This is a genomic window from Cupriavidus sp. GW823-FHT06D04 (assembly GCF_058795055.1).
Map to the genome: position 1 here is coordinate 79,341 of NZ_JBXAHL010000009.1, position 22,624 is coordinate 101,964.

Annotated in this window: 19 protein-coding genes; 12 read left to right on the forward strand and 7 right to left on the reverse strand. The window is 66.1% G+C overall.

The window, feature by feature from the left end; translation table 11 throughout:
• Positions 1-58 precede the first annotated feature (58 nt).
• On the reverse strand, positions 59-1,624 hold the full coding sequence (locus AC1Q7H_RS14175) for a methyl-accepting chemotaxis protein (RefSeq protein ID WP_211979857.1): 1,566 nt from the start codon (positions 1,622-1,624) through the stop codon (positions 59-61).
• Positions 1,625-1,863: 239 nt separating this feature from the next.
• Here AC1Q7H_RS14175 and AC1Q7H_RS14180 point away from each other — a divergent pair, with 239 nt between their 5' ends.
• The 3 genes from AC1Q7H_RS14180 (at position 1,864) to AC1Q7H_RS14190 (ending at position 4,563) form a co-directional block, all read left to right on the forward strand.
• The gene (locus tag AC1Q7H_RS14180; RefSeq protein WP_211979858.1) at positions 1,864-2,727 is read left to right on the forward strand and encodes a sterol desaturase family protein; all 864 of its coding nucleotides are present in this window, start codon (positions 1,864-1,866) and stop codon (positions 2,725-2,727) included.
• A 170-nt stretch (positions 2,728-2,897) separates the two neighbouring features.
• Positions 2,898-3,221, forward strand: a complete 324-nt coding sequence (locus AC1Q7H_RS14185) for a hypothetical protein (protein ID WP_492381401.1) — start codon at positions 2,898-2,900, stop codon at positions 3,219-3,221.
• 829 nt (positions 3,222-4,050) lie between these two features.
• Positions 4,051-4,563 carry an autotransporter outer membrane beta-barrel domain-containing protein gene (locus AC1Q7H_RS14190; RefSeq protein WP_249221343.1) on the forward strand — a complete coding sequence of 171 codons (513 nt, stop codon included), beginning with the start codon at positions 4,051-4,053 and terminating at the stop codon, positions 4,561-4,563.
• Positions 4,564-4,638: 75 nt separating this feature from the next.
• On the opposite strand, the gene typA is transcribed toward AC1Q7H_RS14190, so the two are convergent.
• Positions 4,639-6,459 (reverse strand): translational GTPase TypA, encoded by a 1,821-nt coding sequence (typA, locus tag AC1Q7H_RS14195; RefSeq protein ID WP_153953615.1) that lies wholly within the window; start codon positions 6,457-6,459, stop codon positions 4,639-4,641.
• Between the two features lie 188 nt (positions 6,460-6,647).
• On the opposite strand from typA, the gene AC1Q7H_RS14200 reads away from it, so the two are divergent.
• The 9 genes from AC1Q7H_RS14200 (at position 6,648) to AC1Q7H_RS14240 (ending at position 16,156) form a co-directional block, all read left to right on the forward strand.
• Positions 6,648-7,136 carry a MarR family winged helix-turn-helix transcriptional regulator gene (locus tag AC1Q7H_RS14200; protein WP_211979860.1) on the forward strand — a complete coding sequence of 163 codons (489 nt, stop codon included), beginning with the start codon at positions 6,648-6,650 and terminating at the stop codon, positions 7,134-7,136.
• Between the two features lie 98 nt (positions 7,137-7,234).
• Positions 7,235-8,779 carry an efflux transporter outer membrane subunit gene (locus AC1Q7H_RS14205; protein ID WP_211979861.1) on the forward strand — a complete coding sequence of 515 codons (1,545 nt, stop codon included), beginning with the start codon at positions 7,235-7,237 and terminating at the stop codon, positions 8,777-8,779.
• 44 nt (positions 8,780-8,823) lie between these two features.
• Positions 8,824-10,080 carry an HlyD family secretion protein gene (locus AC1Q7H_RS14210; RefSeq protein ID WP_013957160.1) on the forward strand — a complete coding sequence of 419 codons (1,257 nt, stop codon included), beginning with the start codon at positions 8,824-8,826 and terminating at the stop codon, positions 10,078-10,080.
• Positions 10,081-10,082: 2 nt separating this feature from the next.
• Positions 10,083-11,696 (forward strand): DHA2 family efflux MFS transporter permease subunit, encoded by a 1,614-nt coding sequence (locus AC1Q7H_RS14215; RefSeq protein ID WP_013957161.1) that lies wholly within the window; start codon positions 10,083-10,085, stop codon positions 11,694-11,696.
• Positions 11,697-11,894: 198 nt separating this feature from the next.
• Positions 11,895-12,677: an IclR family transcriptional regulator gene (locus tag AC1Q7H_RS14220; protein ID WP_013957162.1), complete on the forward strand. Its 783-nt coding sequence runs from the start codon at positions 11,895-11,897 to the stop codon at positions 12,675-12,677.
• An 18-nt stretch (positions 12,678-12,695) separates the two neighbouring features.
• On the forward strand, positions 12,696-13,400 hold the full coding sequence (gene pepE, locus AC1Q7H_RS14225; protein ID WP_211979862.1) for a dipeptidase PepE: 705 nt from the start codon (positions 12,696-12,698) through the stop codon (positions 13,398-13,400).
• A gap of 60 nt (positions 13,401-13,460) precedes the next feature.
• Positions 13,461-14,384 carry a DUF1177 domain-containing protein gene (locus tag AC1Q7H_RS14230; RefSeq protein WP_211979863.1) on the forward strand — a complete coding sequence of 308 codons (924 nt, stop codon included), beginning with the start codon at positions 13,461-13,463 and terminating at the stop codon, positions 14,382-14,384.
• Complete coding sequence (locus AC1Q7H_RS14235) at positions 14,381-15,079, forward strand: AroM family protein (RefSeq protein WP_211979864.1); 699 nt, start codon at positions 14,381-14,383, stop codon at positions 15,077-15,079. Before AC1Q7H_RS14230 ends, AC1Q7H_RS14235 begins: the two co-directional genes overlap by 4 nt.
• Before the next feature lie 84 nt (positions 15,080-15,163).
• Positions 15,164-16,156 carry a Bug family tripartite tricarboxylate transporter substrate binding protein gene (locus tag AC1Q7H_RS14240; RefSeq protein ID WP_013957166.1) on the forward strand — a complete coding sequence of 331 codons (993 nt, stop codon included), beginning with the start codon at positions 15,164-15,166 and terminating at the stop codon, positions 16,154-16,156.
• Between the two features lie 37 nt (positions 16,157-16,193).
• Here AC1Q7H_RS14240 and truB read toward each other — a convergent pair whose 3' ends face one another.
• The 5 genes from truB to rimP form a co-directional block, all read right to left on the reverse strand.
• Positions 16,194-17,141, reverse strand: coding sequence for a tRNA pseudouridine(55) synthase TruB (gene truB, locus AC1Q7H_RS14245; RefSeq protein WP_153953618.1), 948 nt, complete (start codon positions 17,139-17,141; stop codon positions 16,194-16,196).
• A gap of 99 nt (positions 17,142-17,240) precedes the next feature.
• Complete coding sequence (gene rbfA / locus AC1Q7H_RS14250) at positions 17,241-17,609, reverse strand: 30S ribosome-binding factor RbfA (RefSeq protein WP_010809484.1); 369 nt, start codon at positions 17,607-17,609, stop codon at positions 17,241-17,243.
• Positions 17,610-17,669: 60 nt separating this feature from the next.
• Entirely contained in the window at positions 17,670-20,558 is a 2,889-nt protein-coding gene (gene infB, locus AC1Q7H_RS14255) for a translation initiation factor IF-2 (protein ID WP_013957168.1), read from the reverse strand.
• A 91-nt stretch (positions 20,559-20,649) separates the two neighbouring features.
• Positions 20,650-22,125, reverse strand: a complete 1,476-nt coding sequence (gene nusA / locus AC1Q7H_RS14260) for a transcription termination factor NusA (protein WP_013957169.1) — start codon at positions 22,123-22,125, stop codon at positions 20,650-20,652.
• Positions 22,122-22,610, reverse strand: coding sequence for a ribosome maturation factor RimP (gene rimP, locus AC1Q7H_RS14265; protein ID WP_013957170.1), 489 nt, complete (start codon positions 22,608-22,610; stop codon positions 22,122-22,124). Before rimP ends, nusA begins: the two co-directional genes overlap by 4 nt.
• Between the last annotated feature and the right edge of the window lie 14 nt (positions 22,611-22,624).

A 22,624-nucleotide genomic window follows, 5' to 3' on the forward strand; every position in this document is an offset into this window, starting at 1 on the left:
CAGTCGCATTGGCAAGCGCACCCCTGCGGGCAGCTTGCGGCGCATGCGCCCTGCACCATCAGGCCAGCCGGAACGTCGCCACCAGCGAGGTCAGGCGCTGCGCCTGGTCTTCGAGCGCCGCCGCCGCCGCTGCCGCCTGCTCCACCAGCGCCGCATTCTGCTGCGTCATGCTGTCCATCTGCGACACTGCAACGTTGACCTGCTCGATGCCATTGGACTGCTCGTCCGAGGCAGCGCTGATATCGCCGATGATGGCGCTGACGCGCTGCACCGCATCGACGATGTCCTGCATCGCCCGGCCGGCGTCATCGACCAGCCCCGAGCCTTCACGCACATTGGCCACCGAGGCGCCGATCAGCGCGCGGATCTCCTTCGATGCGCCGGCGCAGCGCTGCGCCAGGTCGCGCACATCGCCGGCCACCACGGCAAACCCGCGGCCGTGCTCGCCGGCACGCGCGGCTTCCACTGCCGCATTCAGCGCCAGGATATTGGTCTGGAACGCAACCTTCTCGATCACGTCGATGATGTCGACGATCTTGCCCGAGCTGGCATCGATCGATTGCATGGTGTTGACCACGCGCAACACGGCCTCGCTGCCGCGCTCGGCCAGGGTCGCGGCATCCGTTGCCAGCCCGCGGGCCTCGCGCGCGCTGTCGGCATTCTGGCGCACGGTACTGGTCAGTTCCTCCATGCTCGAGGCGGTCTCTTCCAGCGAAGCCGCCTGCTGCTCGGTGCGCTGCGACAAGTCGGCGTTGCCGCTGGCGATCTGCTTGCTGGCCGAGGCGATCGCGTCCGCGCCGCCGCGCACGTCGCCCACCATGGCCACCAGGCTGGCCTGCATCCGGCCCAGCATGCCGAGCATGCGCGCGGTCTCGTTGCGCGCTGACTCGTCGGCCAGCACCTCGCCGCCGGAGGCTGCGACGCTCAGGTCGCCACCCGCGATCTTCTCGAAACGCCCGATCGCCGTATCCAGGGGCTGGACGATCGAACCGCGCAGGCGCCATGCCACCACGGTGCTGAAGGCCAGGCCCACGGCCAGCACACATGCCGACAGCGTGAACAGGTTGCGGTAGCGTTGCTGCGACGCCTCGTAGACCTGCTTCGCGCTGGCGACCTGCAGCTTGTTCAGTTCGGTATTGACGGCGGTGAAGGCGATGTCGAGCCGCGGGATGGTTTCGAGCACGGCCTTCATCATGCCATCGCGGTCGCCGGCGTGCAGCGCGGCGATCATGGGCGTGACGCCCTGCTTGAAGAGCGCATCGCGCTTGGCGGTGACATCCTCCACCGCCCTGGCTTCGTCAGCTGAGCGCGGCAAGGCGAGATAGGCCTGCCAGGCTCTCTCGGAATCGCGCGCAAAGCCTTCCGCGGTCGCGGTGCGCGCCTTGGCATCGGTGGGGTCCGTGGCGAAGGTCGCCTGGTCCAGCAGTACGCGCACCAGCAACTGGTTCGAACGCGCTTCGGCCAGGTTGACCGCGGCCGACAGGTGCTGCCCATAGATCTGGTGCGTCGCCTCGTTGCTGCGCGACATGCCGAACCAGCCCACTGCGCCGACAATCAACAACAACAAGTTCGTGACGATAGTGAGGAACCACAATCTGGCTCCGATGGTAGTGTTCTTGAACATGAAGGCTCCGGGGGAAAGGGGAATCGGGGAAATCGGGAGCGCGCGCCGCGCTGCCGCCCTGTTCAACTACGGCGCGCTGGCTGCGTCCTTTACCGGTATTCACCGCCTTCACACGCGTGACAGAATTGCGTGGCAGTACGGCAATCCACCATGTGGCGGATGCGCCGCGAAACCCCCGCGCGGCGCCGTTTGGAGGAACCCCTCGTAGCAATTCCATGCGGAATATGCAAACTGGCGAGATGAACACTGAATCGCTCGATCCCGGACTCGTGCTGCTGGCCTTTGCGCCAGTGTTCCTGCTGACCATTGGCGCCGAGGCCCGGTACTGGGCCCGCCGCGACCCGACCGCCTACAGCCTGCGCGACACCGTATCCAACGCGGCACTGGCGCTGATGCACCAGGCGTCGGATGCGTTCTTCCTCTGGCTGATGATCCGCACGGTCTACACGTGGTGCTACCAGCACGGGCTGCACGCCATGCCGGAGACCATGTGGTCATTCGCGCTGTTGTTGCTGCTGCAGGACTTTCTCTATTACTGGTTCCACCGCGCCAGCCATCGCGTGCGCTGGCTGTGGGCTTCGCACGTGACGCACCATTCGTCGGAAGGCATGAATTTCTCGACAGCGTTCCGGCAGAGCCTGACGTATCCGCTCTCAGGCATGTGGCTGTTCTGGATTCCGCTGGCGTGGATCGGCTTCACGCCGGACTGGGTGATCCTGGCAGTAGGCCTGAACCTGACCTTCCAGTTCTTCGTGCATACGCGGCTGGGGCAACGCAGGCCGCTGATCGAGTCGCTGCTGAATACGCCATCGGTTCATCGCGTCCACCATGCGAAGAACCCGCAGTACATCGACCGCAACTACGCCGGTGTGCTGACGATCTGGGACCGCCTGTTCGGCACCTTCGTCCCCGAGCATGAGGCACCGGTGTACGGCATCACGCGCCAGGTGCGCACCCATAACCCGCTGACGCTGACTTTCCACGAATGGCGCGACATGTTCACCGATGCCTGGCGCGACCGCGACCCGCGCTACCTGTGGAAGCCGCCCGAGTGGCGCAGCCCGCGCGCACCGGCGCTCGAAGTCGTGCCTGGCGCGCAATAGCCATCGCCTTCACAAGTTTCCGAAGGAACCAGACTGTTGATTTCTGCGCAGAAAATACGAAATTGACCCGCCGCCGGCACCGGCATTTACTTCCATCCGGTGCCCGTGCCGATGCAGCGCGTTGCTGCGCATCGTAGCGATCCTCGACAGGGGCAGGCAAAGCACGCGATGTGGAGATCGCGGCAATGGCGTGCGCATGGTCGAGATTCACCGCCGTAACGACGGACCCGCTCGCGGTGGCCGCCGCCGCTCATTTGCTGCCCTGCCCTGCCTATGCGCAGAAGGCCATCTCAGGCGATGGCATCGCACAGATCGACCTGCGGCAGCCTGCGTCGTTCAGCACCTATACCGTCACCGGAGACCCGGCCTCCACGGACGTGGCATTTATCGGCAGCGCCTTCGTTGCGGATACCGATGCGGTCACCGACGGCGGTTCCGCCAGGTCCTATGTGTTCCGTAATCGCGGCACGATCCGCACCAGTGGCACCAAGTGAGCGGGGGTCTTGCTCGGCTCCGCCGACGCGGGCAGCACGGTGGTCAATACCGGCCTGGTCGAAAGCGACAGCACTGGCGATGGCATCCGTATCCGCGGCATGGCGGGAGTAGTGCGAAACCAGGGCGGCGCCATCCACGGCGGCACCACCGGCGTGCTGCTGGAGCGCGGCGGCACGGTGACGAACCTGGCCGGCTCGGTGATTGGCGCCAGCAGCGGGCACGGCATCAGCGTCGTGAACGATGGCGGCAGCGTCGCCAATGCGGGTGCGATCTCGGGGGGGCTGATCGGCGTTCTGCTGGACAGCGGCGGCAACGTGGCCAATGGCTCGACGGACGGCGGCGCCACCGTCGCCACCGGTGCGGAGATCTCCGGCGGCACGTACGGGCTGTGGATCGGCGGCAGCGGCGGCAACGTGGTCAACTATGCAGGCAGCACGATAAGGGGTAACGGCAATGCAGGCGTCATGATAGCCGGCGCGTCCGGCACGGTCGACAACCGTGGCACCATCGACGGCCTGAAAGACGGCATCCGGCTGGAAAGCGGCGGCACGGTCATCAACCGCGGCATCGTGCGTGGCGGCACCACTGCCGGCATAGCGCTGGCCAACGGCGGCACGCAGGAACACCTGGGCGGCCAGATCGTGGCGCAGCGCGGCAGCGGCGTGCAGGCCGCCGGCGGCGCCATCATCGACAGCCACGCCACCATCGAGGGCGCGCCCAATGCGGTGCAAGCGCGCCAAGGGCAGCGTGCAGGGCTGGAGCATCGGCGCCTAAGGCACCTGGTACCAGAACGACGAGCACAAGCTCGGCGCTTATGTCGACACGTGGCTGCAGTACGGCTGGTTCGACAACAAGGTGGAAGGCGACGGCCTGCCGACGGTCGGCTATGGCGCCAACGGCTGGGCCATCTCCGGCGAGACCGGTTATGCGTTCCCGTTGCGTGGTGGATGGGTGGCGGAGCCGCAGGCCCAGCTCGTCTACGTGAAGTACGGCGCCGATGACGTCAGCGAGCCCAACGGCACGCGCATCACCGGCGCCGACTCCAGCGGCGCGGTCACGCGCGTGGGTGCGCCCCTGCACCGCACTTTCCTGCGTGTCGACGGCCGCAAGATACAGCCATACGCGACGCTGAACTGGTGGCACGCCGGCATCGACAGCAATATCTCGTTCAACCGCTTGCCGCTCGGCAGCCTGTACACGTCCAACCGCTTTGAGCTCAAGCTCGGCATCAACGCCGACATCGGCAAGCGCTGGAGCGGCTGGGCCAATGTGGCCGGCGCGTGGGGGGCACAAAGTTTCTATCAATACGCGCTGCGTGCCGGGGTGAAGTACGCATGGTAAGCAGGTGCCTCATTACCCCACCGCCAACAAAAAACCGCGCTCACGGGCGCGGTTTTTTGTTGGCACAGCCAGCGCTTATGCGCCTTCGCGCGAAGCGCGCTTGCGCTCGTGCTCCTTCAGGTGGCGCTTGCGCAGGCGGATGCTCTTGGGCGTGAGCTCGACCAGCTCGTCGTCGGCGATGAATTCCACCGCATACTCGAGCGACATCTGGATCGGCGGCACCAGGCGCACCGCTTCATCGGTACCCGAAGCGCGCACGTTGGTCAGCTGCTTGCCCTTGATCGGGTTGACCACCAGGTCGTTGTCGCGGCTGTGGATGCCGATGATCATGCCTTCGTACAGCGCATCGCCCGGCTTGACGAACATGCGGCCGCGGTCCTGCAGCTTCCACAGCGCGTAGGCCACGGCGTCGCCGTCGTCCTGCGAGATCAGCACGCCGTTGTGGCGCTCGCCCAGGCCGCCTTCGCGCACCGGTGCGTAGTCGTCGAAGATATGGCTGATCAGGCCGGTGCCGCGCGTCAGCGTCAGGAATTCGCCCTGGAAGCCGATCAGGCCGCGGGCCGGGATGCGGTATTCCAGACGCGTGCGGCCCTTGCCGTCCGAGGCCATGTCGAGCAGCTCGCCCTTGCGGCGGCCCAGCTCTTCCATCACGCCGCCCTGGTGGCTGTCTTCGACGTCCACGGTCAGCAGTTCGTACGGCTCGTTCTTGACGCCGTCGATTTCCTTGAACACCACGCGCGGACGCGACACGGCCAGCTCGTAGCCTTCGCGGCGCATGTTTTCCAGCAGGATGGTCAGGTGCAGTTCGCCGCGGCCAGACACTTCGAAGATGGTGTCGTCGCCGGTATCGGCCACGCGCAGCGCCACGTTGGACTTCAGTTCGCGGTCCAGGCGCTCGCGCAGCTGGCGGCTGGTCACGAACTTGCCTTCACGGCCGGCCAGCGGCGAGGTGTTGACGCAGAAATTCATGGTCAGCGTCGGCTCGTCCACCTTCAGCATCGGCAGCGCGTCCTGGGCGTCCGGCGCGCACACGGTGCAGCCGATACCCAGTTCTTCGATGCCGTTGATCAGCACGATGTCGCCGGCTTCGGCTTCCTGCACGATCTCGCGCTCCAGGCCCTGGAACTTCAGCACCTGGTTGATGCGGCCCTTGATCGGGTTGCCTTCCGGGCCGAACTTGACCACCACGTCCTGCAGCGGACGGGCGCGGCCACGCGAGATGCGGCCCACGCCGATCTTGCCGACGTAGCTGGAGTAGTCCAGCGAGATGATCTGCAGCTGCAGGGGGCCGTCCCGATCGTCGTCACGCACCGGCACCTTGTCCAGCACGGTTTCGAACAGCGGCTTCATGTCGCCGCCGCGCACGTCTTCGGTCAGGCCGGCAAAGCCGTTCAGGCCCGAGGCGTAGATCACCGGGAAGTCGAGCTGCTCGTCGGAGGCGCCCAGCTTGTCGAACAGGTCGAAGGTCTGGTTGATCACCCATTCCGGGCGCGCGCCCGGGCGGTCGATCTTGTTGACCACCACGATCGGCTTCAGGCCCAGCGCCAGCGCCTTGCGCGTGACGAAGCGGGTCTGGGGCATCGGGCCCTCGACTGCGTCGACCAGCAGCAGCACGCCGTCGACCATCGACAGCACGCGCTCCACTTCACCGCCGAAGTCGGCGTGGCCCGGGGTGTCGACGATATTGATATGGGTGCCGTTGTATTCGACGGCACAGTTCTTCGCGAGAATCGTGATCCCGCGTTCCTTTTCCAGGTCGTTCGAGTCCATCACCCGTTCGGCGACTTGCTGGTTGTCGCGGAAGGTGCCTGCCTGGCGCAGGAGCTGGTCGACCAGGGTGGTCTTGCCATGATCGACGTGGGCGATGATGGCGATATTTCGGATGGCGCGGGTCATTGCTGCGTCTCGCTTTGGAGAATCTGAGGTAACCCAACATTCTAGCATGTTGCAGCGCAAGACGCGTTGATCGGAACCGCCACTTACCGAATGAATATCATTGCGAAAAGTGGAATAACCAATTTCCGTTCTTGCGCATCATTAAACGTGAACATATATTTGTCACAGCAAAGATTGCAAAGGCAAAGATGTCACGGCTCCCTTCCACCGATCAGCCAGCCGAATCCACGGCCGGCCCGTTCGACCCCACCGAGTACCAGATGTGCGATAGCGTCGGCTACCTCATGCAACGCGCCAAGAACATGCTGGCGCATGGGGTCGAGCAGGAAGTGAGCAGTCTGGACATCACACAGGCCCAAGCCAGTTGCCTGATGATGCTGGCCACCGGCCGCGCCGCGACCGTAACTGACCTGGGCCGCGAACTGAATACCGACATGGGCTCGGTCACGCGCCTGCTCAGCCGCATGGAAAAGCGCGGGCTGATCGAACGCCGGCGCCGCGACGCCGACCGCCGCGTGGTCGACCTGTCGGTCACGCCACAGGGCCAGGAACTGGTGGAACGGCTGCCCGCCATCTTCTGCAAGGTACTTGCCCACCACTTCCGCGGTTTTTCCGAGGATGAGATCCAACTGCTGCGCAGCATGCTGCGGCGGATCATCGATAACAACAGCGGGTAGCGGGCTGTACGCCGGCCTCCGGCACACCAGATCGTCCGATCAACCGGACACCGTATCAGCCCGTAGAAACCGTAAGGCTCCGGCAGCGGAGCAACACCATGAAACAAGCTCTCTCCCCCCAATCCCCCCGGCGCGCCACCCCACGCACGCTGGCGCGCCGTGCCAGCGTGCTTGCGCTGACTGCCATGGCCGCGGCGGTGCTGGCCGGTTGCGCGGCACTCGGCAATTCGCACAGCACCCAGACCGTGGCCGACCCGGCCACGATGGCAACCTCGCAGACCCTGCCCGACGAACACGGCCAATGGCCCTCGCAGGACTGGGTCGCGCAGTTCAAGGACCCCCAGCTGAGCGCCCTGGTCGATGAGGCGGTCAAGGACAACCCGAGCCTGCAGGCCGCGTTCGCCCGCGTGGAAGCTTCGCGCGCCATGGCCGATGCCACCCGCAGCGCGCTCTATCCGCACCTGGAGTTCGAAGGCAGCCTGCTCCGCCAGCGCATCTCCGAGAAAGACCTGTTCGAAGGCACCCCGCTGGCGGGATCGTGGCAGAACCAGTCGCGCCTGCAGGTGGGCCTGTCCTATGACTTCGATTTCTGGGGCAAGAACCGCGATGCGCTGGAAGCGGCGCTCTCCGACGACCGCGCCGCCGAGGCTGAAAGCCAGGCCTCGCGCCTGATCCTGGCCACCTCGATCGCCCGCAACTACGCCCGCCTGGCGGCGCTGTACGCCCAGCGCGACGTGGCCGAGCGCGCCATCGCCCAGCGCGGCGACCTGACCGAGCTGTCACGCCAGCGCCTGGCCGCCGGCCTCGACACCCAGGTCGAGACCACGCAGGCGCGCGGCACGGTGGCTGCTTCGCGCACCGACCTGCAGCGCGTGGACGAGGAAATCGCCCTGGCGCGCAACCAGCTTGCAGCGCTGCTGGGCAAGGGCCCGGACCGGGGGCTGCAGATCCAGCCGCCGGTGCTGCTGGCGCAGGCCACGCCGACGCTGCCCGACAACCTGACCATCGGCCTGCTGGGCCGCCGGCCGGACCTGGTGGCGGCACGCTGGCGCGTGGAGGCGGCGTCCAAGGACATCAATGTCGCCAAGAAGGAGTTCCTGCCTGACGTCAGCCTGACCGCCTTTGCCGGGCTTGCCGCGCTGGATCCGTCCAACCTGCTGATGAGCGTCAGCCGCACCTTCGGCATCGGCCCGACTATCCGCCTGCCGATCTTCGAAGGCGGCAAGCTGCGCGCCAACCTGAAGGGCAAGTACGCCGGCTACGACATCGCCGTGGCCAACTACAACCAGGCCCTGGTCGATGCGCTGCGCGAGACCGCCGACACCATGACCAGCATCCGCAGCGTCGACAAGCAGATCCAGACCCAGCGCGAAGCCCTGGACCTGGCCGAGCACGCCTATGCACTGGCCACCACCCGCTACAAGGCCGGCCTGGGCACGCAACTGACCGTGCTGAACGCCGAAAGCAACGTGCTGCAGCAGCGCCGCCTGGCGACCGACCTGCAGGCACGGCGGCTGGACCTGCAGATGGGCCTGATGAAGGCGCTCGGCGGGGGCTACCAGGAGCCTGTGGAAGGCCACGAGAGCGCCGGCCACGACCCGGCGCAGCAACAGCACAACACCCAGGCGGGCGCTCGCGGCTGATCCGCGCACCCGGTGATCGAACACAAGATTATTCAGAAGACATCATGAGCAACAACCAGCAAGCGGCCGGCCCCAACACCCCCCAGCACCCTGCCCAGCAAGCGCCGGCCAGCACCAACAACAACGGCAAGCGCAAGCGCATGCTGCTGTCGCTGACTGCGGCAATCGTGGTCGCCGGCATCGGCTATGGCGTTTACTGGGGCATGTACGCCCGCCACTTTGAAAACACCGACGACGCCTATGTCGCCGGCAACGTGGTCCAGGTCACGCCGCTGGTGGGCGGCACCGTGGTGTCGATCGCCGCCGACGACACGCAACTGGTCACCGCCGGCCAGCCGCTGATCCAGCTTGACCGCGCCGATTCGCAAGTGGCGCTGGAACAGGCCGAAGCCCAGCTGGCCCAGGCCGTGCGCGAAGTGCGCACGCTGTACGTCAACAACGGCTCGCTCGCCGCCAACGTGGCGCTGCGCGAAGCCGACGTGGCCAAGGCCCGCGACGACCTGCGCCGCCGCCAGGCCATCGCCGGCTCGGGCGCGGTCTCGAATGAAGAGATCTCGCACGCGCAGTCCGCGCTCAAGGGTGCGGAGTCGGCGCTGCTGGCCGCGCGCGAGCAACTGGCGTCGAACAAGGTGCTGACCGACCAAACCACGGTGGAGAAGCACCCCAACGTGCAGCGCGCCGCCGCCAACCTGCGCTCGGCCTACCTGTCGTTCGCGCGCTCGGCCATGCCGGCGCCGGTGACCGGCTATGTTGCCAAGCGCTCGGTTCAGGTCGGCCAGCGCGTGGCCGCCGGCGCGCCGCTGATGGCCGTGGTGCCGCTGGACCAGGTCTGGGTCGACGCCAACTTCAAGGAAGTGCAGATCACGCATATGCGCATCGGCCAGCCCGTGACGCTGGAAGCCGACGTGTACGGCTCCAAGGTGGAATACCAGGGCAAGGTCGCCGGCTTCTCGGCCGGCACCGGCTCGGCTTTCTCGCTGCTGCCGGCGCAGAACGCCACCGGCAACTGGATCAAGGTGGTGCAGCGCCTGCCGGTGCGCATCGCGCTTGACCCGCAGCAGCTCAAGGACCACCCGCTGCGCGTGGGCCTGTCGATGACAGTCAAGGTCGACGTGCGCCGCGAGGAAGGCGCCGCCATGGCCGCCGCCGCGCCGGCCAAGCCGATGCAGACCGATGTCTATGAAAAGGTAGCGCAGGACGCCGACCAGCTGATCGCGCACATCATCGCCGCCAACAACGGCGGCCGCAGCACCGGCCTGCCCTCGGCCAGCGCCGCCAACGCCAAGCCCGCCAACACCTGATCATGGCCAACTCCCCCACCGCCGCGCAGTCCGACGGCAGCCAGGCGCCGGCGCGGCCGGTCCCGCCACTGGCGTCGCAGCAGCCGCGGCCGCTGACCGGCGGCAAGCTGGTGGTCGGCACCATCGCGCTGTCGCTGGCCACGTTCATGAACGTGCTGGACTCGTCGATCGCCAACGTGTCGATCCCGGCGATTTCAGGCGACCTGGGCGTCGCGCCCAACCAGGGCACATGGGTCATCACCTCGTTCGCGGTGGCCAATGCGATCTCGGTGCCGCTGACCGGCTGGCTGACCACGCGCTTCGGCGCGGTGCGGCTGTTCATCACCTCGATCCTGCTGTTCGTGCTGGCATCGTGGCTGTGCGGCGTCGCGCCCAACCTCGAGACGCTGCTGGCCGCACGGGTCCTGCAGGGCGCGGTGGCCGGGCCGATGATCCCGCTGTCGCAGTCGCTGCTGCTGTCGAGCTATCCGCCGCAGAAGAGCACCATGGCGCTGGCACTGTGGGGCATGACCACGCTGGTGGCGCCGATCATGGGGCCGCTGCTGGGCGGCTGGATCTCCGACAACATGACCTGGCCGTGGATCTTCTACATCAACGTGCCGGTGGGCATCATCACGGCCTATGTCACCTGGGCCATCTACAAGGACCGCGAGACCCCGACCAAGGTACTGCCGATCGACCGCATCGGCCTGGCGCTGCTGGTGATCTGGGTCGGCTCGATGCAGCTGATGCTCGACAAGGGCAAGGAGCTGGACTGGTTCCACTCGACCGAGATCGTGGTGCTGACGCTGGTGGCAATTGTCGGCTTCCTCTTCTTCCTGGCATGGGAAACCTATGAGAAGCACCCCGTCGTCGACATCAGCCTGTTCAAGGGCCGCAACTTCAGCTCCGGCGTGGTGGCGATCTCGGTGGCGTACGGGCTGTTCTTCGGCAACCTGGTGATCCTGCCGCTGTGGCTGCAGACCATCGTCGGCTATACCGCGACGGATGCGGGCATCGTGATGGCGCCGGTCGGGATCTTCGCGATCCTGCTGTCACCGGTGATCGGGCGCAACCTGCCGAAGATGGACGCGCGCTGGGTCGCCACCGCGGCCTTCATCACCTTCGGCATCGTCAGCCTGATGCGCTCGGGCTTCACCACGCAGGTGGATACCTGGACGCTGATGGTGCCCACGCTGATCCAGGGCGCGGCGATGGCGATGTTCTTCATCCCGCTGACGTCGATCATCCTGTCGGGCCAGCCGCCCGAGAAGATCCCGGCGGCCTCGGGCCTGTCGAACTTCGTGCGGATCACCTTCGGCGGCATCGGCGCCTCGATCTCGACCACCGTATGGGAAAACCGCTCGGCCCTGCACCACGCGCAGCTGGTGGAACAGGTCAACCCGTACAACTCGGCCTACCACGACCAGCTCAGCCACCTGATGCAGATGGGCATGAGCCAGGCCCAGGCAATGGGCGTGATCGAGCGCAACATCTCCCAGCAGGCTGCCATGCTCGGCGCCAACGATATCTTCTGGATCTCGGGGATGCTGTTCTTCGTGCTGATCGGCTTTGTCTGGCTGACGCGGCCGGCCAAGGGCGGTGGCGGGTCGGCTGATGCGATGGCGGCGCACTGACCCGACCTCTCCGGTTTTCAAGACTTGGCCCCTGATCGGGGCCATTTTTTTTGCTTCGCCGCCGGGTTGCTGCGCCGGGAATGCCCCCCTTGTGTTCCTGTCTTCGTGCTTCTATTATTTGTAAACCGAATTACGGAACCTACGTTCCGAAAACCGGAACCAAACAGGTAATAGAGATACGGAGCGTGGAGTGGCGGAGTGAGCATTCTTGAAGGCGTGGAAAGCGTGCTGGACCTGTTCGGGCATCACCGGCACGAGATCACTTTCAACGATGTCCTGGACGAACTGGGCCTTGCCAAGAGTTCGGCCTCGCGCCTGCTCGCCCAGATGGTGCGCTATCGCCTGCTGGAACTGCAGCCGTCCACGCGGCGCTACCGCCCTGGCGCGCTGCTGATCCGCGCAGCGCAGGCCGCTGCACAGGCGCATCCCTTCGACGAGCAATGCCGCGAGATCCTGGCCACTCTGTCCGAAGCCACCGGCTTCACCGCCTATCTGTCGATGCTGGACGGCACCGACACCGTCGTGCTGCAACGCCTGAACGGCAGCAACCCGGTGCAGGTGCTGTCGCCGCCCGGCGCACGCCGGCCGGCATTCACCACGGCGATGGGCCGGGTGCTGCTGTCGCGCCTGCCCGAGCCTGAATTCAGCGCGCGCTATGGCGCCGCCGGCGCCCGCAAGCTGCCGGATGCACCCGCCGGCTGTCCTGCCACGGTTGCCGAGCTGCGCGAACGCGTGGCGACGGCCGGCGCCGAGCGCAGCGCCATCGCCGTGAACGAAGGCATGCCGGGCATCGGCGCCGTGGCCACCACGCTGGCAGACCCGCTCTCAGGCGACGTGCGCGGACTGTGCCTGTCTTTCACCGCGATGCAGGTCAGCCAGGCCCAGGCCCAGGCGCTGCGCGCGACGCTGGTGCAGGCCGTGGCACCCGTGGGACAGCGCATCGGCGACCCACTGTGGCTCGACGCCGCCTCACTTATCTAGACTTTGCCGCAACGACCCATGGAACTCCTGTTACTCAGCAACTCCAGCAGCGACGCCGGCTACCTGGTCCACGCCCAGGAAGCGATCCGCGACCTGGCCGCCAGCCGCAAGACTGCCTGCTTTATCCCGTTCGCCGGCGTCACGCGCGACTGGGACACCTACGAGACGCTGGTCCGCGACGCCTTCGCGCCGGTCGGCATCGCGGTGCAATCACTACACCGTCTGGCCGAGCCGGCGGCAGCCGTGCGCACCATCGAGGCGGCCGAACTGATCGTCGTTGGCGGCGGCAACACGTTCCGCTTGCTGCAGTGCCTGCGCGAGCGCGGCTTGCTGGCGCCGATCTCGGCGCAGGTACGATCCGGTGCGGCGCGCTATATCGGCTGGAGCGCGGGCGCCAACCTGGCCTGCCCGACCATTCGCACCACCAACGACATGCCGGTGGCTGATCCAGGCGGCCTGGACGCCCTGGCGCTAGTCCCCTTCCAGATCAACCCGCACTACTTCAATCTGGTCGTGCCCGGCTTCCGCGGCGAAACGCGCGACCAGCGCCTGGCCGAATTCACCGTGCTGCAGCCCGACATGCCGGTGCTGGGCCTGCCCGAAGGCAACTGGGTACGGGTCTCGGACGATCGCTTCGAAATGGGCGGCACCCATGCCGCGCGATGGTTCAGGGGCGCGGAGATTGCCGACGTGCAGCCCGGCGCGCTTTCACTGCCGCGCTGAATTTGCTGGCCTGAGCCCAAGCGTACGGAACCCCTCCCCAGCCCCAGGAAGTCAAGCAAGATGTCTATCAAGCAGGTTATTGAATCGATCGAGCTGCTGTCGGCAGCGAATGTCGACGGCGCAGCTGTCGCCTCACTGCTGCGCTCGCGCGGCCTGGACGATGTCACCGTCACGCGCGTGGAAAAGAACGGCCTCTACACCGATTTCCTCGCCTGCACGGTACCCGGACAGAACCCGGATGCACCCGCGCTTGGCGTAGTGGGCCGGCTGGGCGGCGTCGGCGCGCGCCCGGCCGTGACGGGCCTGGTATCCGATGCCGACGGCGCCATCGTGGCCGTCGCCAGCGCCCTGAAGCTGGCCGACATGGCCGCCACCGGCGACGTGCTGGCCGGGCCGGTGCGCATCCACACCCATATCTGCCCGCACGCCGCCACGCGGCCGCACCATCCGGTGCCGATGATGAAATCGCCCTTTGCGATGCGCACGATGATGTCGCATGAGGTGCACCAGCGGATGGCGGCGATCCTGTCGGTCGACACCACGCGCGGCAACCGCTTCGTCAACCGCCGCGGCGTGGCGCTGACACCCGTGGCCAAGGAAGGCTGGCTGCTGCGCCTGCCGGAACGGATGCTGGACCTGATGGGATGGGTCAGCGGCGAACTGCCGATGGTGTTGCCGTTGACCACCCAGGACATCACGCCGTATGAAAACGGCCTGTGGCATGTCAACTCGATCATGCAGCCGGCCATCGTGACCCCTGCCCCGGTCGTGGGCGTGGCGCTGACCGCGCAGACCACTGTGCCAGGCTGCGCGACCGGCGTCACCAACGCCTTCGACATCGACGTGGCGACGCGCTTCTGCATCGAGGTGGCGAAGCAGTTCGGCCAGGGCCAATGCGACTTCTACGACGCGGCCGAGTGGGCCGAGCTGCAGCGCCGCTATGGCTCGCTGGCCCATCTGCAGACCGTGGGCACCGAGGCATGAACACGCCTGCCGCACGCCAGCCACGCGTGGCCTTCGTCACCATCGGGCAGGCGCCCAGGACAGATGTGGTCCCGCAGATGATTGCCGACCTGGGCCTGCCGGCCACGGTGGAAGAGTTCGGCATCCTGGACGCGCTGGGCCCGCAGGACATTGCCGCGCTGGCGCCCGCGCCCGGCGAGTACCGCTTTGCCAGCCGGCTGCGTGACGGCACGCAGGCGGTGATGGGCAAGCCGGTGGCCGAGGCGATGCTGGCCCGGCTGATGACCTCGCTGGACGACGGCCGCTTCGACGCCCTGGTGCCACTGTGCACCGGCACCGCCCTGCCGCCGATGCAGACCCTGGTCATCGAACCGCAGCAGGTGGTGGACCACCTGACCGTGGCGCTGGCGCAGGGCTGCAAGCGGCTCGGCATCGTGTTGCCGCTGGAAGCCCAGGTGAGCGGCTTCCACCTGATCCAGCCGGTGTCCTGCGAACTGCGCGTCACGCATGCCTCGCCTTATACGGACACAAGCACCGGCCGCTTCGCGCAGGCGGGCGAGACACTGCGCGGCTGCGACCTGGTGGTGATGCACTGCATGGGCTACACCGAAGCCATGCGGGCTGAGGTGGCGCGCCATGCCGGCGCCCCGGTGCTGCTCTCCAACCGCATGGTGGCAAGGCTGCTGGGGCAGGTACTGGCGGGTGCCGCGGCCTGAATCAGGGCAGGAAGCGAACGCATTTTCGGGTAAGGGCGAGCCCGCTGACAAATTGCCCATGACACTGCTGGAGTGGAAGTAACAATGGAAAAGGTGGCGAAGTGGATGGGGCCGCTGGTGCGCGGCATGATGTGGATGAGCGTGGGCGCGGCGGTGATCCCGGGCGCGCAGGCGCAGGAGTGGAAGCCGGTCAAGCCGGTGCGCCTGCTGGTGGGTTTTGCGCCCGGCGGTTCGGCAGATCTGCTGGCGCGCCTGGTGCAGGCCCCGCTGTCGGAAAGCCTGGGGGTGCCGGTGGTGGTCGAGAACGTGCCGGGTGCGGGTGGCAATATCGCCGCCGACAAGCTGGCCAAGGCCCCGGCCGACGGCTACACCATTGGCATGGGCGCCGCCGGCGCGATGGCGGTGACCCACCTGCTCAACCCCAAGGGCACGCCATACAAGGCGGATGATTTCACGCCCATCGCCATGCTGGCCACCCAGCCGAATGTCGTGATCATCAATCCGGCCCTGCCGGTCAAGACCATGGCGGACTTCGTCGCCTACGTCAAAAAGACGCCGCAGGTCACTTACGGCACAGCCGGCGTCGGAACGTCGAATCACCTGATTGCCGAAACCATGCTGCACCGCCTTGGCATCGACATGGTCCATGCGCCGTACAAGGGTGCCACCCCGGTGATCACCGACCTGATGGGCGGGCATATCGCCATGACGGTCGACAACATCACCACCGCGGCGACGCTGGCCAAGACCGGCAAGGTCAAGGCGCTGGCGGTCACCGGCAGCAAGCGCTCGCCCTTGTTGCCGGAGGTGCCGACGCTTGCCGAGAGCGGCCTGAAGGACTTCAACATGCCCACCTGGCAAGGCATCTTCGGGCCGAAGGACCTGCCGAAGGCGATCGTGGTCCGCTACAACCAGGCGCTGCTCAAGGCCCTGGCGAACCCGGAAGTCAGGAAGAAAATGGCTGAATTCGGCTCCGAGCCCGTGGGCGATACACCGGAGCATTTCGCCGGCTTCCTCACCCAGGATCGCAAGCTGTGGGCCGATGTCATCAAGACGGCCAGGATCACGCTAGAGTAATTGCTGACGGGGCTGCCGCTTACGCCCCTCACGCAATTTACAGCTTGACCAGCCGCTCCGGCCGCAACGCGCCTTCGCGCATGCGCGCCACGCCCAGCAGCCGGGCCGGCTCGCCGGCATAGACGCGCGCCAGCGCATCCTCGGCCAGCCCGGTGCCGGCCGGCAGGTCGCGCTGGGCAATGCGCTGGCCCTGCAGGAAGCGCGCTGCAGCGGCCTCGTCCAGATGCACCGGCGCACACTTCTGCAGCAAGGCGTCCACAGGTGCCAGCATGGTCGGGCGCTGCGCGTCGTCGTGCTGTTCGATCTGTTCCAGCGTCACCGCGCCGTCCAGCGTCAGGTCGCCCACGGCGATGCGGCGCAGTCCGGTCAGGTGCGCGCCACAGCCCAGCGCTTCGCCGATGTCCTCGGCCAGCGTGCGGATATAGGTGCCCTTGCTGCACGTCACCCGCATCGTGAACGACGGGGCATTGGGCAAGGCGCAGTCCAGCAGCGCAATCGAACGGATGGTGACGCGGCGCGCCGCGCGCTCCACGGTCTGGCCGGCGCGCGCGTATTCATACAGCGGGCGGCCGTCCTTCTTCAGCGCCGAATGCATCGGCGGCACCTGTTCGATCTCGCCGAGGAAGCTTGCCAGCGCCTGCTCCACCGCGGCGCGGTCGCAGGTGACCTCGCGCACGTCGAGCAGTTCGCCTTCGGCGTCGCCCGTGCTCGAGCGCGCGCCCAGCCGCACTACGGCGTCATAGGTCTTGTCCGCTTCCAGCAGGTCTTGCGAAAACTTGGTGGCCTCGCCGAAGCACAGCGGCAGCAGCCCCGTGGCAAGCGGGTCCAGCGTGCCGGTATGGCCTGCCTTGGCCGCGCGCAAGAGGCGCTTGGCGCGCACCAGCGCGTCGTTGGACGACAGGCCCAGCGGCTTGTCGAGCAGCAGCACACCATGGACCTCGCGGCGCGGCAGGCGCGGCGGACGGTTGGCGTTGGAATCGGTCATCGGGAGAAAGCGGGAGGCGGGACGGCGATGCGGCGCGGATGGCGGCAATGTAAATCGTGCGGCCGCGAAACCCATGCCAGGGAGGCATGGGCGCCGGCTTCAGTCGTCTTTCGAACGCGTGGCGTTCGCTTCGTTGATCAGCTTGGACATCTCGATCGCATGTTCGACCGAGGTATCGTGGAAGAAGCGCAGCGTCGGCACGGTATGGATGTGCAGGCGCTTGTACAGCAGCGAGTGCAGGTAGCCGGCCTTTTCGTTCAGGATGGCTTCCGCCTCTGCGGCTTCTGCGCCCAGCACGGTGAAGTACACCTTGGCGTGCGCATAGTCAGGCGTCAGCGCGACCGACTGCAGCGTGACCAGGCCGAGGCGCGGGTCGCGCAGTTCGCGCTGGATCATCTCGGCCAGGTCCTTCTGGATCTGGTCGGAGATGCGGAGATTGCGGGAGGAGATGCTGCCTTTCTTGGCCATTCAATACTGTCTAGTCGAGATGACAACGGCAGGCCGAAGCCTGCCGTTGCTTGCGACGCCTTACAGCGTACGCGCCACCTCTGTGATTTCGTACACCTCGAGCTGGTCGCCTTCCTGAACATCATTGAAGTTCTTGATCGACAGACCGCACTCAAAGCCTTGCTTGACTTCCTTGACGTCGTCCTTGAAGCGCTTGAGCGAATCCAGCTCGCCGTCGTGGATGACCACGTTGTTGCGCAGCACGCGCACCAGCGAGTTGCGCTTGACCAGGCCGTCGGTAACCATACAGCCGGCCACCGCACCGATCTTCGGCACGCGGAACACCTGGCGCACCTCGACCTGGCCGATGGTGGTCTCGCGCTTCTCCGGCGCCAGCATGCCCGACATCGCCGCCTTGATCTCGTCTACCGCATCGTAAATGATGTTGTAGTAGCGGATATCGATGCCGTTGTGCTCGGCCAGCTTGCGCGCACCAGCGTCGGCACGCACGTTGAAGCCGATGATGACCGCCTTCGAAGCCGTCGCCAGGTTGACGTCGGACTCGGAGATGCCACCCACGCCGCCATGCACGATCTGCACGCGCACTTCGGCGGTCGACAGCTTCTGCAGCGACTGCACCAGCGCTTCCTGCGAACCCTGCACGTCGGCCTTGACGATCAACGGCAGCGTCTGCACTTCGCCTTCGGCCATCTGCTCGAGCATGTTCTCCAGCTTGGCGGCCTGTTGCTTGGCCAGCTTCACGTCGCGGAACTTGCCCTGGCGGAACAGCGCGATTTCACGTGCCTTGCGCTCGTCCGGCAGCACCAGCACTTCTTCACCGGCGGCAGGCACTTCCGACAGACCCTGGATTTCCACCGGGATCGACGGGCCGGCTTCCTTGGTCGGCTTGCCGTTCTCGTCCAGCATGGCACGCACGCGGCCGTAGGCGCTGCCAGCCAGGACCACATCGCCACGCTTGAGCGTGCCGCTGCTGACCAGGATGGTTGCGATCGGGCCCTTGCCCTTGTCGAGCTGGGCTTCCACCACCAGGCCCTTGGCCGGGGCATCCACCGGCGCCGTCAGTTCCAGCACTTCGGCTTGCAGGAGCACTTGCTCGAGCAGGTCTTCCACACCGGTACCCATCTTGGCGGAAACCGGCACGAACGGCGAATCGCCGCCGTATTCTTCCGGCACCACCTGCTCGGCCACCAGTTCCTGCTTGACGCGGTCCGGGTTGGCATCGGGCTTGTCGATCTTGTTGATCGCCACGACGATCGGCACACCGGCAGCCTTGGCATGCGCGATGGCTTCCTTGGTCTGCGGCATCACGCCGTCGTCGGCGGCCACCACCAGGATCACGATATCGGTCGCCTTGGCACCGCGGGCACGCATGGCCGTGAAGGCCTCGTGACCCGGGGTATCCAGGAACGTAATCACGCCGCGGTCGGTTTCCACATGGTAGGCACCGATGTGCTGCGTAATCCCGCCGGCTTCGCCCGCTGCCACCTTGGTGCGGCGGATGTAGTCCAGCAGCGAGGTCTTGCCGTGGTCGACGTGACCCATCACGGTCACCACCGGCGGACGCGGCAGCAACTCGGCGTCGGTGTGTTCCTCACCACCCACCACCAGCAGCGCTTCCGGATCGTCCAGCTTGGCGGCATACGCCTTGTGGCCCATTTCTTCCACCACGATCATGGCGGTTTCCTGGTCCAGCACCTGGTTGATGGTCACCATCTGGCCGAGCTTCATCATCTGCTTGATGACCTCGGACGCCTTGACGGCCATCTTGTGCGCCAGGTCGGCCACGGAGACGGTTTCCGGCACGTGCACTTCACGCACGACCGGCTCGGTCGGCGCCTGGAAGCTGCTGCGGCTGTCGTCATGCTGCTGCTGCCTGCCGCCGCGGCCACGCGGGCCACCGCGCCAGCCGCCCACGCCACCCGACGTATCGCCACGGGTCTTCAGGCCGCTGCCCTTCTTGCGGCTGCTGTCGTCCTGCCAGCCCGCCTTTACGACCTTGCCCTTCTTGTCGGCGGTTGCCGTGGTCGTGGTCGTGGTGACCGGCTTCTTTTCGTCCTTCTTCGCTTCCGTGGTCGCACCGGCCGGCTTCACCGGCTTGTGCAGCGTACCGGTCTGCTCGGCCTTCTTCTCTTCAGCCTTGCGCTCGGACGGCGCCTTCAGCACGCGCGGCGGGGCGTTCAGCATCTGCTGGATCGCGCGGGCCTCGGCTTCGGCAGCCTCGCGGCGCTTGCGCGCAGCGACTTCCTGCTCGGCGCGGGCCTTGTCGGCAGCAGCCTTGGCCTCGTCGGCAGCCTTCTGCGCCTCGGCGCGTTCGGCGGTTACGCGTGCCTTCTCGTCCTCTGCCTTCTTGCGCGAGGAATCCTCGTTGGCCTCGGTCACGGCGCGCGATGCGGCAGCCTCTTCCTCCGCCTTGCGGGCGGCGAGTTCGGCCTGGCGGCGCTGTTCAGCCTCCAGCGCTTCCTGGCGGGCGCGGCGCTCGGCTTCTTCACGCTCGGCTGCCTCGCGGGCGGCCTTGGCTTCAGCTTCCTGGCGCGCCAGCAGTTCAGCCTGTTGGCGTTCATCCTCGTCGCGGCGTGCTTCCTCGACAGCATCGGCGACAGGCGCCTGGGCTTCGGCCCCGTCGGCCTGGGTATCGGGCGCAGCTTCGTCGCGCTTGATCAGCACGCGCTTCTTGCGCACTTCCACCTGGACCGTGCGGGTCTTGCCGGTGCCATCCGACTGGCGGATCTCGGAGGTTTCGCGCTTGGTCAGTGTGATCTTCTTGCGGGAGCTGTCGTCGGCCTGGCCGTGCGAACGCTTCAGATAGTCCAGCAGCCTGGTCTTATCCGATTCCGTGATGATGTCTTCTGGCGTCGCTTTGCCCACCCCAGCCGCCTGCAATTGTTCCAGCAGGGCAGCTGCGCTGCGACTCAGTTCTGCGGCCAGTTGGGCAACTGTTGTGCTTGCCATTCAAACCCTTTCAATGCTTGGTTTCTACGTCGGGACAAATCGTTGCGGAAAGCGCGCCCGGGCCAAGTGTAGGCCGGCCCGGGCGTGTCCCTCAGTTGAACCAATGTTCCCGTGCTTTCATGATCAGCGACTTGGCTTCTTCCTCGCTGACACCGGTCATCTCGACCAGCTCGTCCACGGCCAGTTCGGCCAGGTCGTCACGCGTATGGATATCGCCTTCGGCCAGCTTGCCGATCAATTCCGGGTTGAGGCCGTCGAGCGAGCGCAGGTCCTGCGACACCTCTTCCACCTTTTCTTCCCGGGCCAGTTCCATCGTCAGGAGCGCATCACGCGCGCGATTGCGCAGCTCGTTGACGGTGTCTTCGTCAAAGGCCTCGATCTCCATCATTTCACTGATGGGGACATAAGCCACTTCTTCCAGCGTGGAGAAGCCTTCCTCGATCAGGATGTCGGCAACTTCCTCGTCCACGTCCAACTTGGCCATGAACAGCTTGCGCACGACATCGCTCTCTTCGGCCTGCTTCTGCGCCGATTCTTCCTGCGTCATGATGTTGATCTGCCAGCCGGTCAGCTCGGACGCCAGGCGCACGTTCTGACCACTGCGGCCGATGGCGACGGCGAGGTTTTCCTCGTCGACCACCACGTCCATGCTGTGCTTCTCTTCATCCACCACGATCGACTGCACCTGCGCCGGCGCCAGCGCGCCGATCACAAATTGCGCCGGGTCTTCCGACCACAGCACGATGTCCACGGCCTCGCCGCCGATCTCGTTACGCACCGCGGTGACGCGCGTGCCACGCACGCCCACGCAGGTGCCGATCGGGTCGATGCGCTTGTCATGCGCGACCACGGCGATCTTGGCGCGCACGCCCGGATCACGGGCAGCCGCCTTGATCTCCAGCAGGCCCTCTTCCATTTCCGGCACTTCGTTCTCGAAGAGCTTGATCAGGAACTCGGGCGCGGTGCGCGACAGTTCAATCTGCGGGCCGCGCGCGGCGCGGTCCACATTCAGGATATACGCACGCACGCGGTCACCGGTGCGCAGGTTTTCCTTGGGGATGATCTGGTCGCGGGCCAGCAGCGCTTCCACGCGGCCGGACTCGACGATCAGGCCCTTCTTGTCGGCGCGCTTGACCGTGCCGGTCATGATCTTCTCGCCGCGATCCAGGTAGTCGTTCAGGATCTGCTCGCGCTCGGCGTCGCGGATGCGCTGCAGGATTACCTGCTTGGCAGCCTGAGCACCGATGCGGCCGAACTCGACCGACTCGATCTGCTGCTCGATAAAATCACCCAGCTCGATGCTGGGGGTTTCATCGCGGGCTTCGAACAGCAGGATCTGCTTGTCCGGCTCTTGCAGGCCCAGCTCGTCGGGAACGACCAGCCAGCGGCGGAAGGTTTCATGCTCGCCCGACTCGCGATCGATCGCGACACGGATATCCACGTCTTCCTCGAAACGCTTCTTGGTGGCCGAGGCGAGCGCCGCCTCCAGGGCACCGAATACCACATCCTTGTCGACGTTCTTCTCACGCGCAAGCGCATCGACGAGCAACAGAACTTCGCGGCTCATTGCTTGTTCCCTTTTCTTTGATTTCCTTTGAAGTCGATCACCGGCACCAGGCGTGCCTTGTCGACATCGGATACGGCAAATTCCAGCAGCGCCGGGCCATCTTTGCCCTCGAACTCCAGGCCAATCTTCTCCTCGCCCGCCGCGCCGGTGGGCTCGCGCAGGATGCCTGTGAAGTTCTTCTGTCCGTTGACGGGCAGGCGCAGCGTCACGCGCACCTCCTCGCCGGCAAAGCGAACGTAGTCGGCCAGCTTCTTCAGCGGCCGGTCCAGTCCGGGCGACGAAACCTCGAGGCGTTCATAGTCGACGTTCTCGACTGTGAACACGTGGGTGAGCTGGCGGCTCACCTTTTCACAATCCTCGATGGCAATGCCGGTTTCAGGCTGATCGATATAGACACGCAGCAATCCGGCCGGGGCACGCTCGAGCTCGACCAGCTCATATCCCATGCCGCTTAGGGTGGTTTCGATCAAATCTGCCAGATGCACTGTTATCCCGAGTA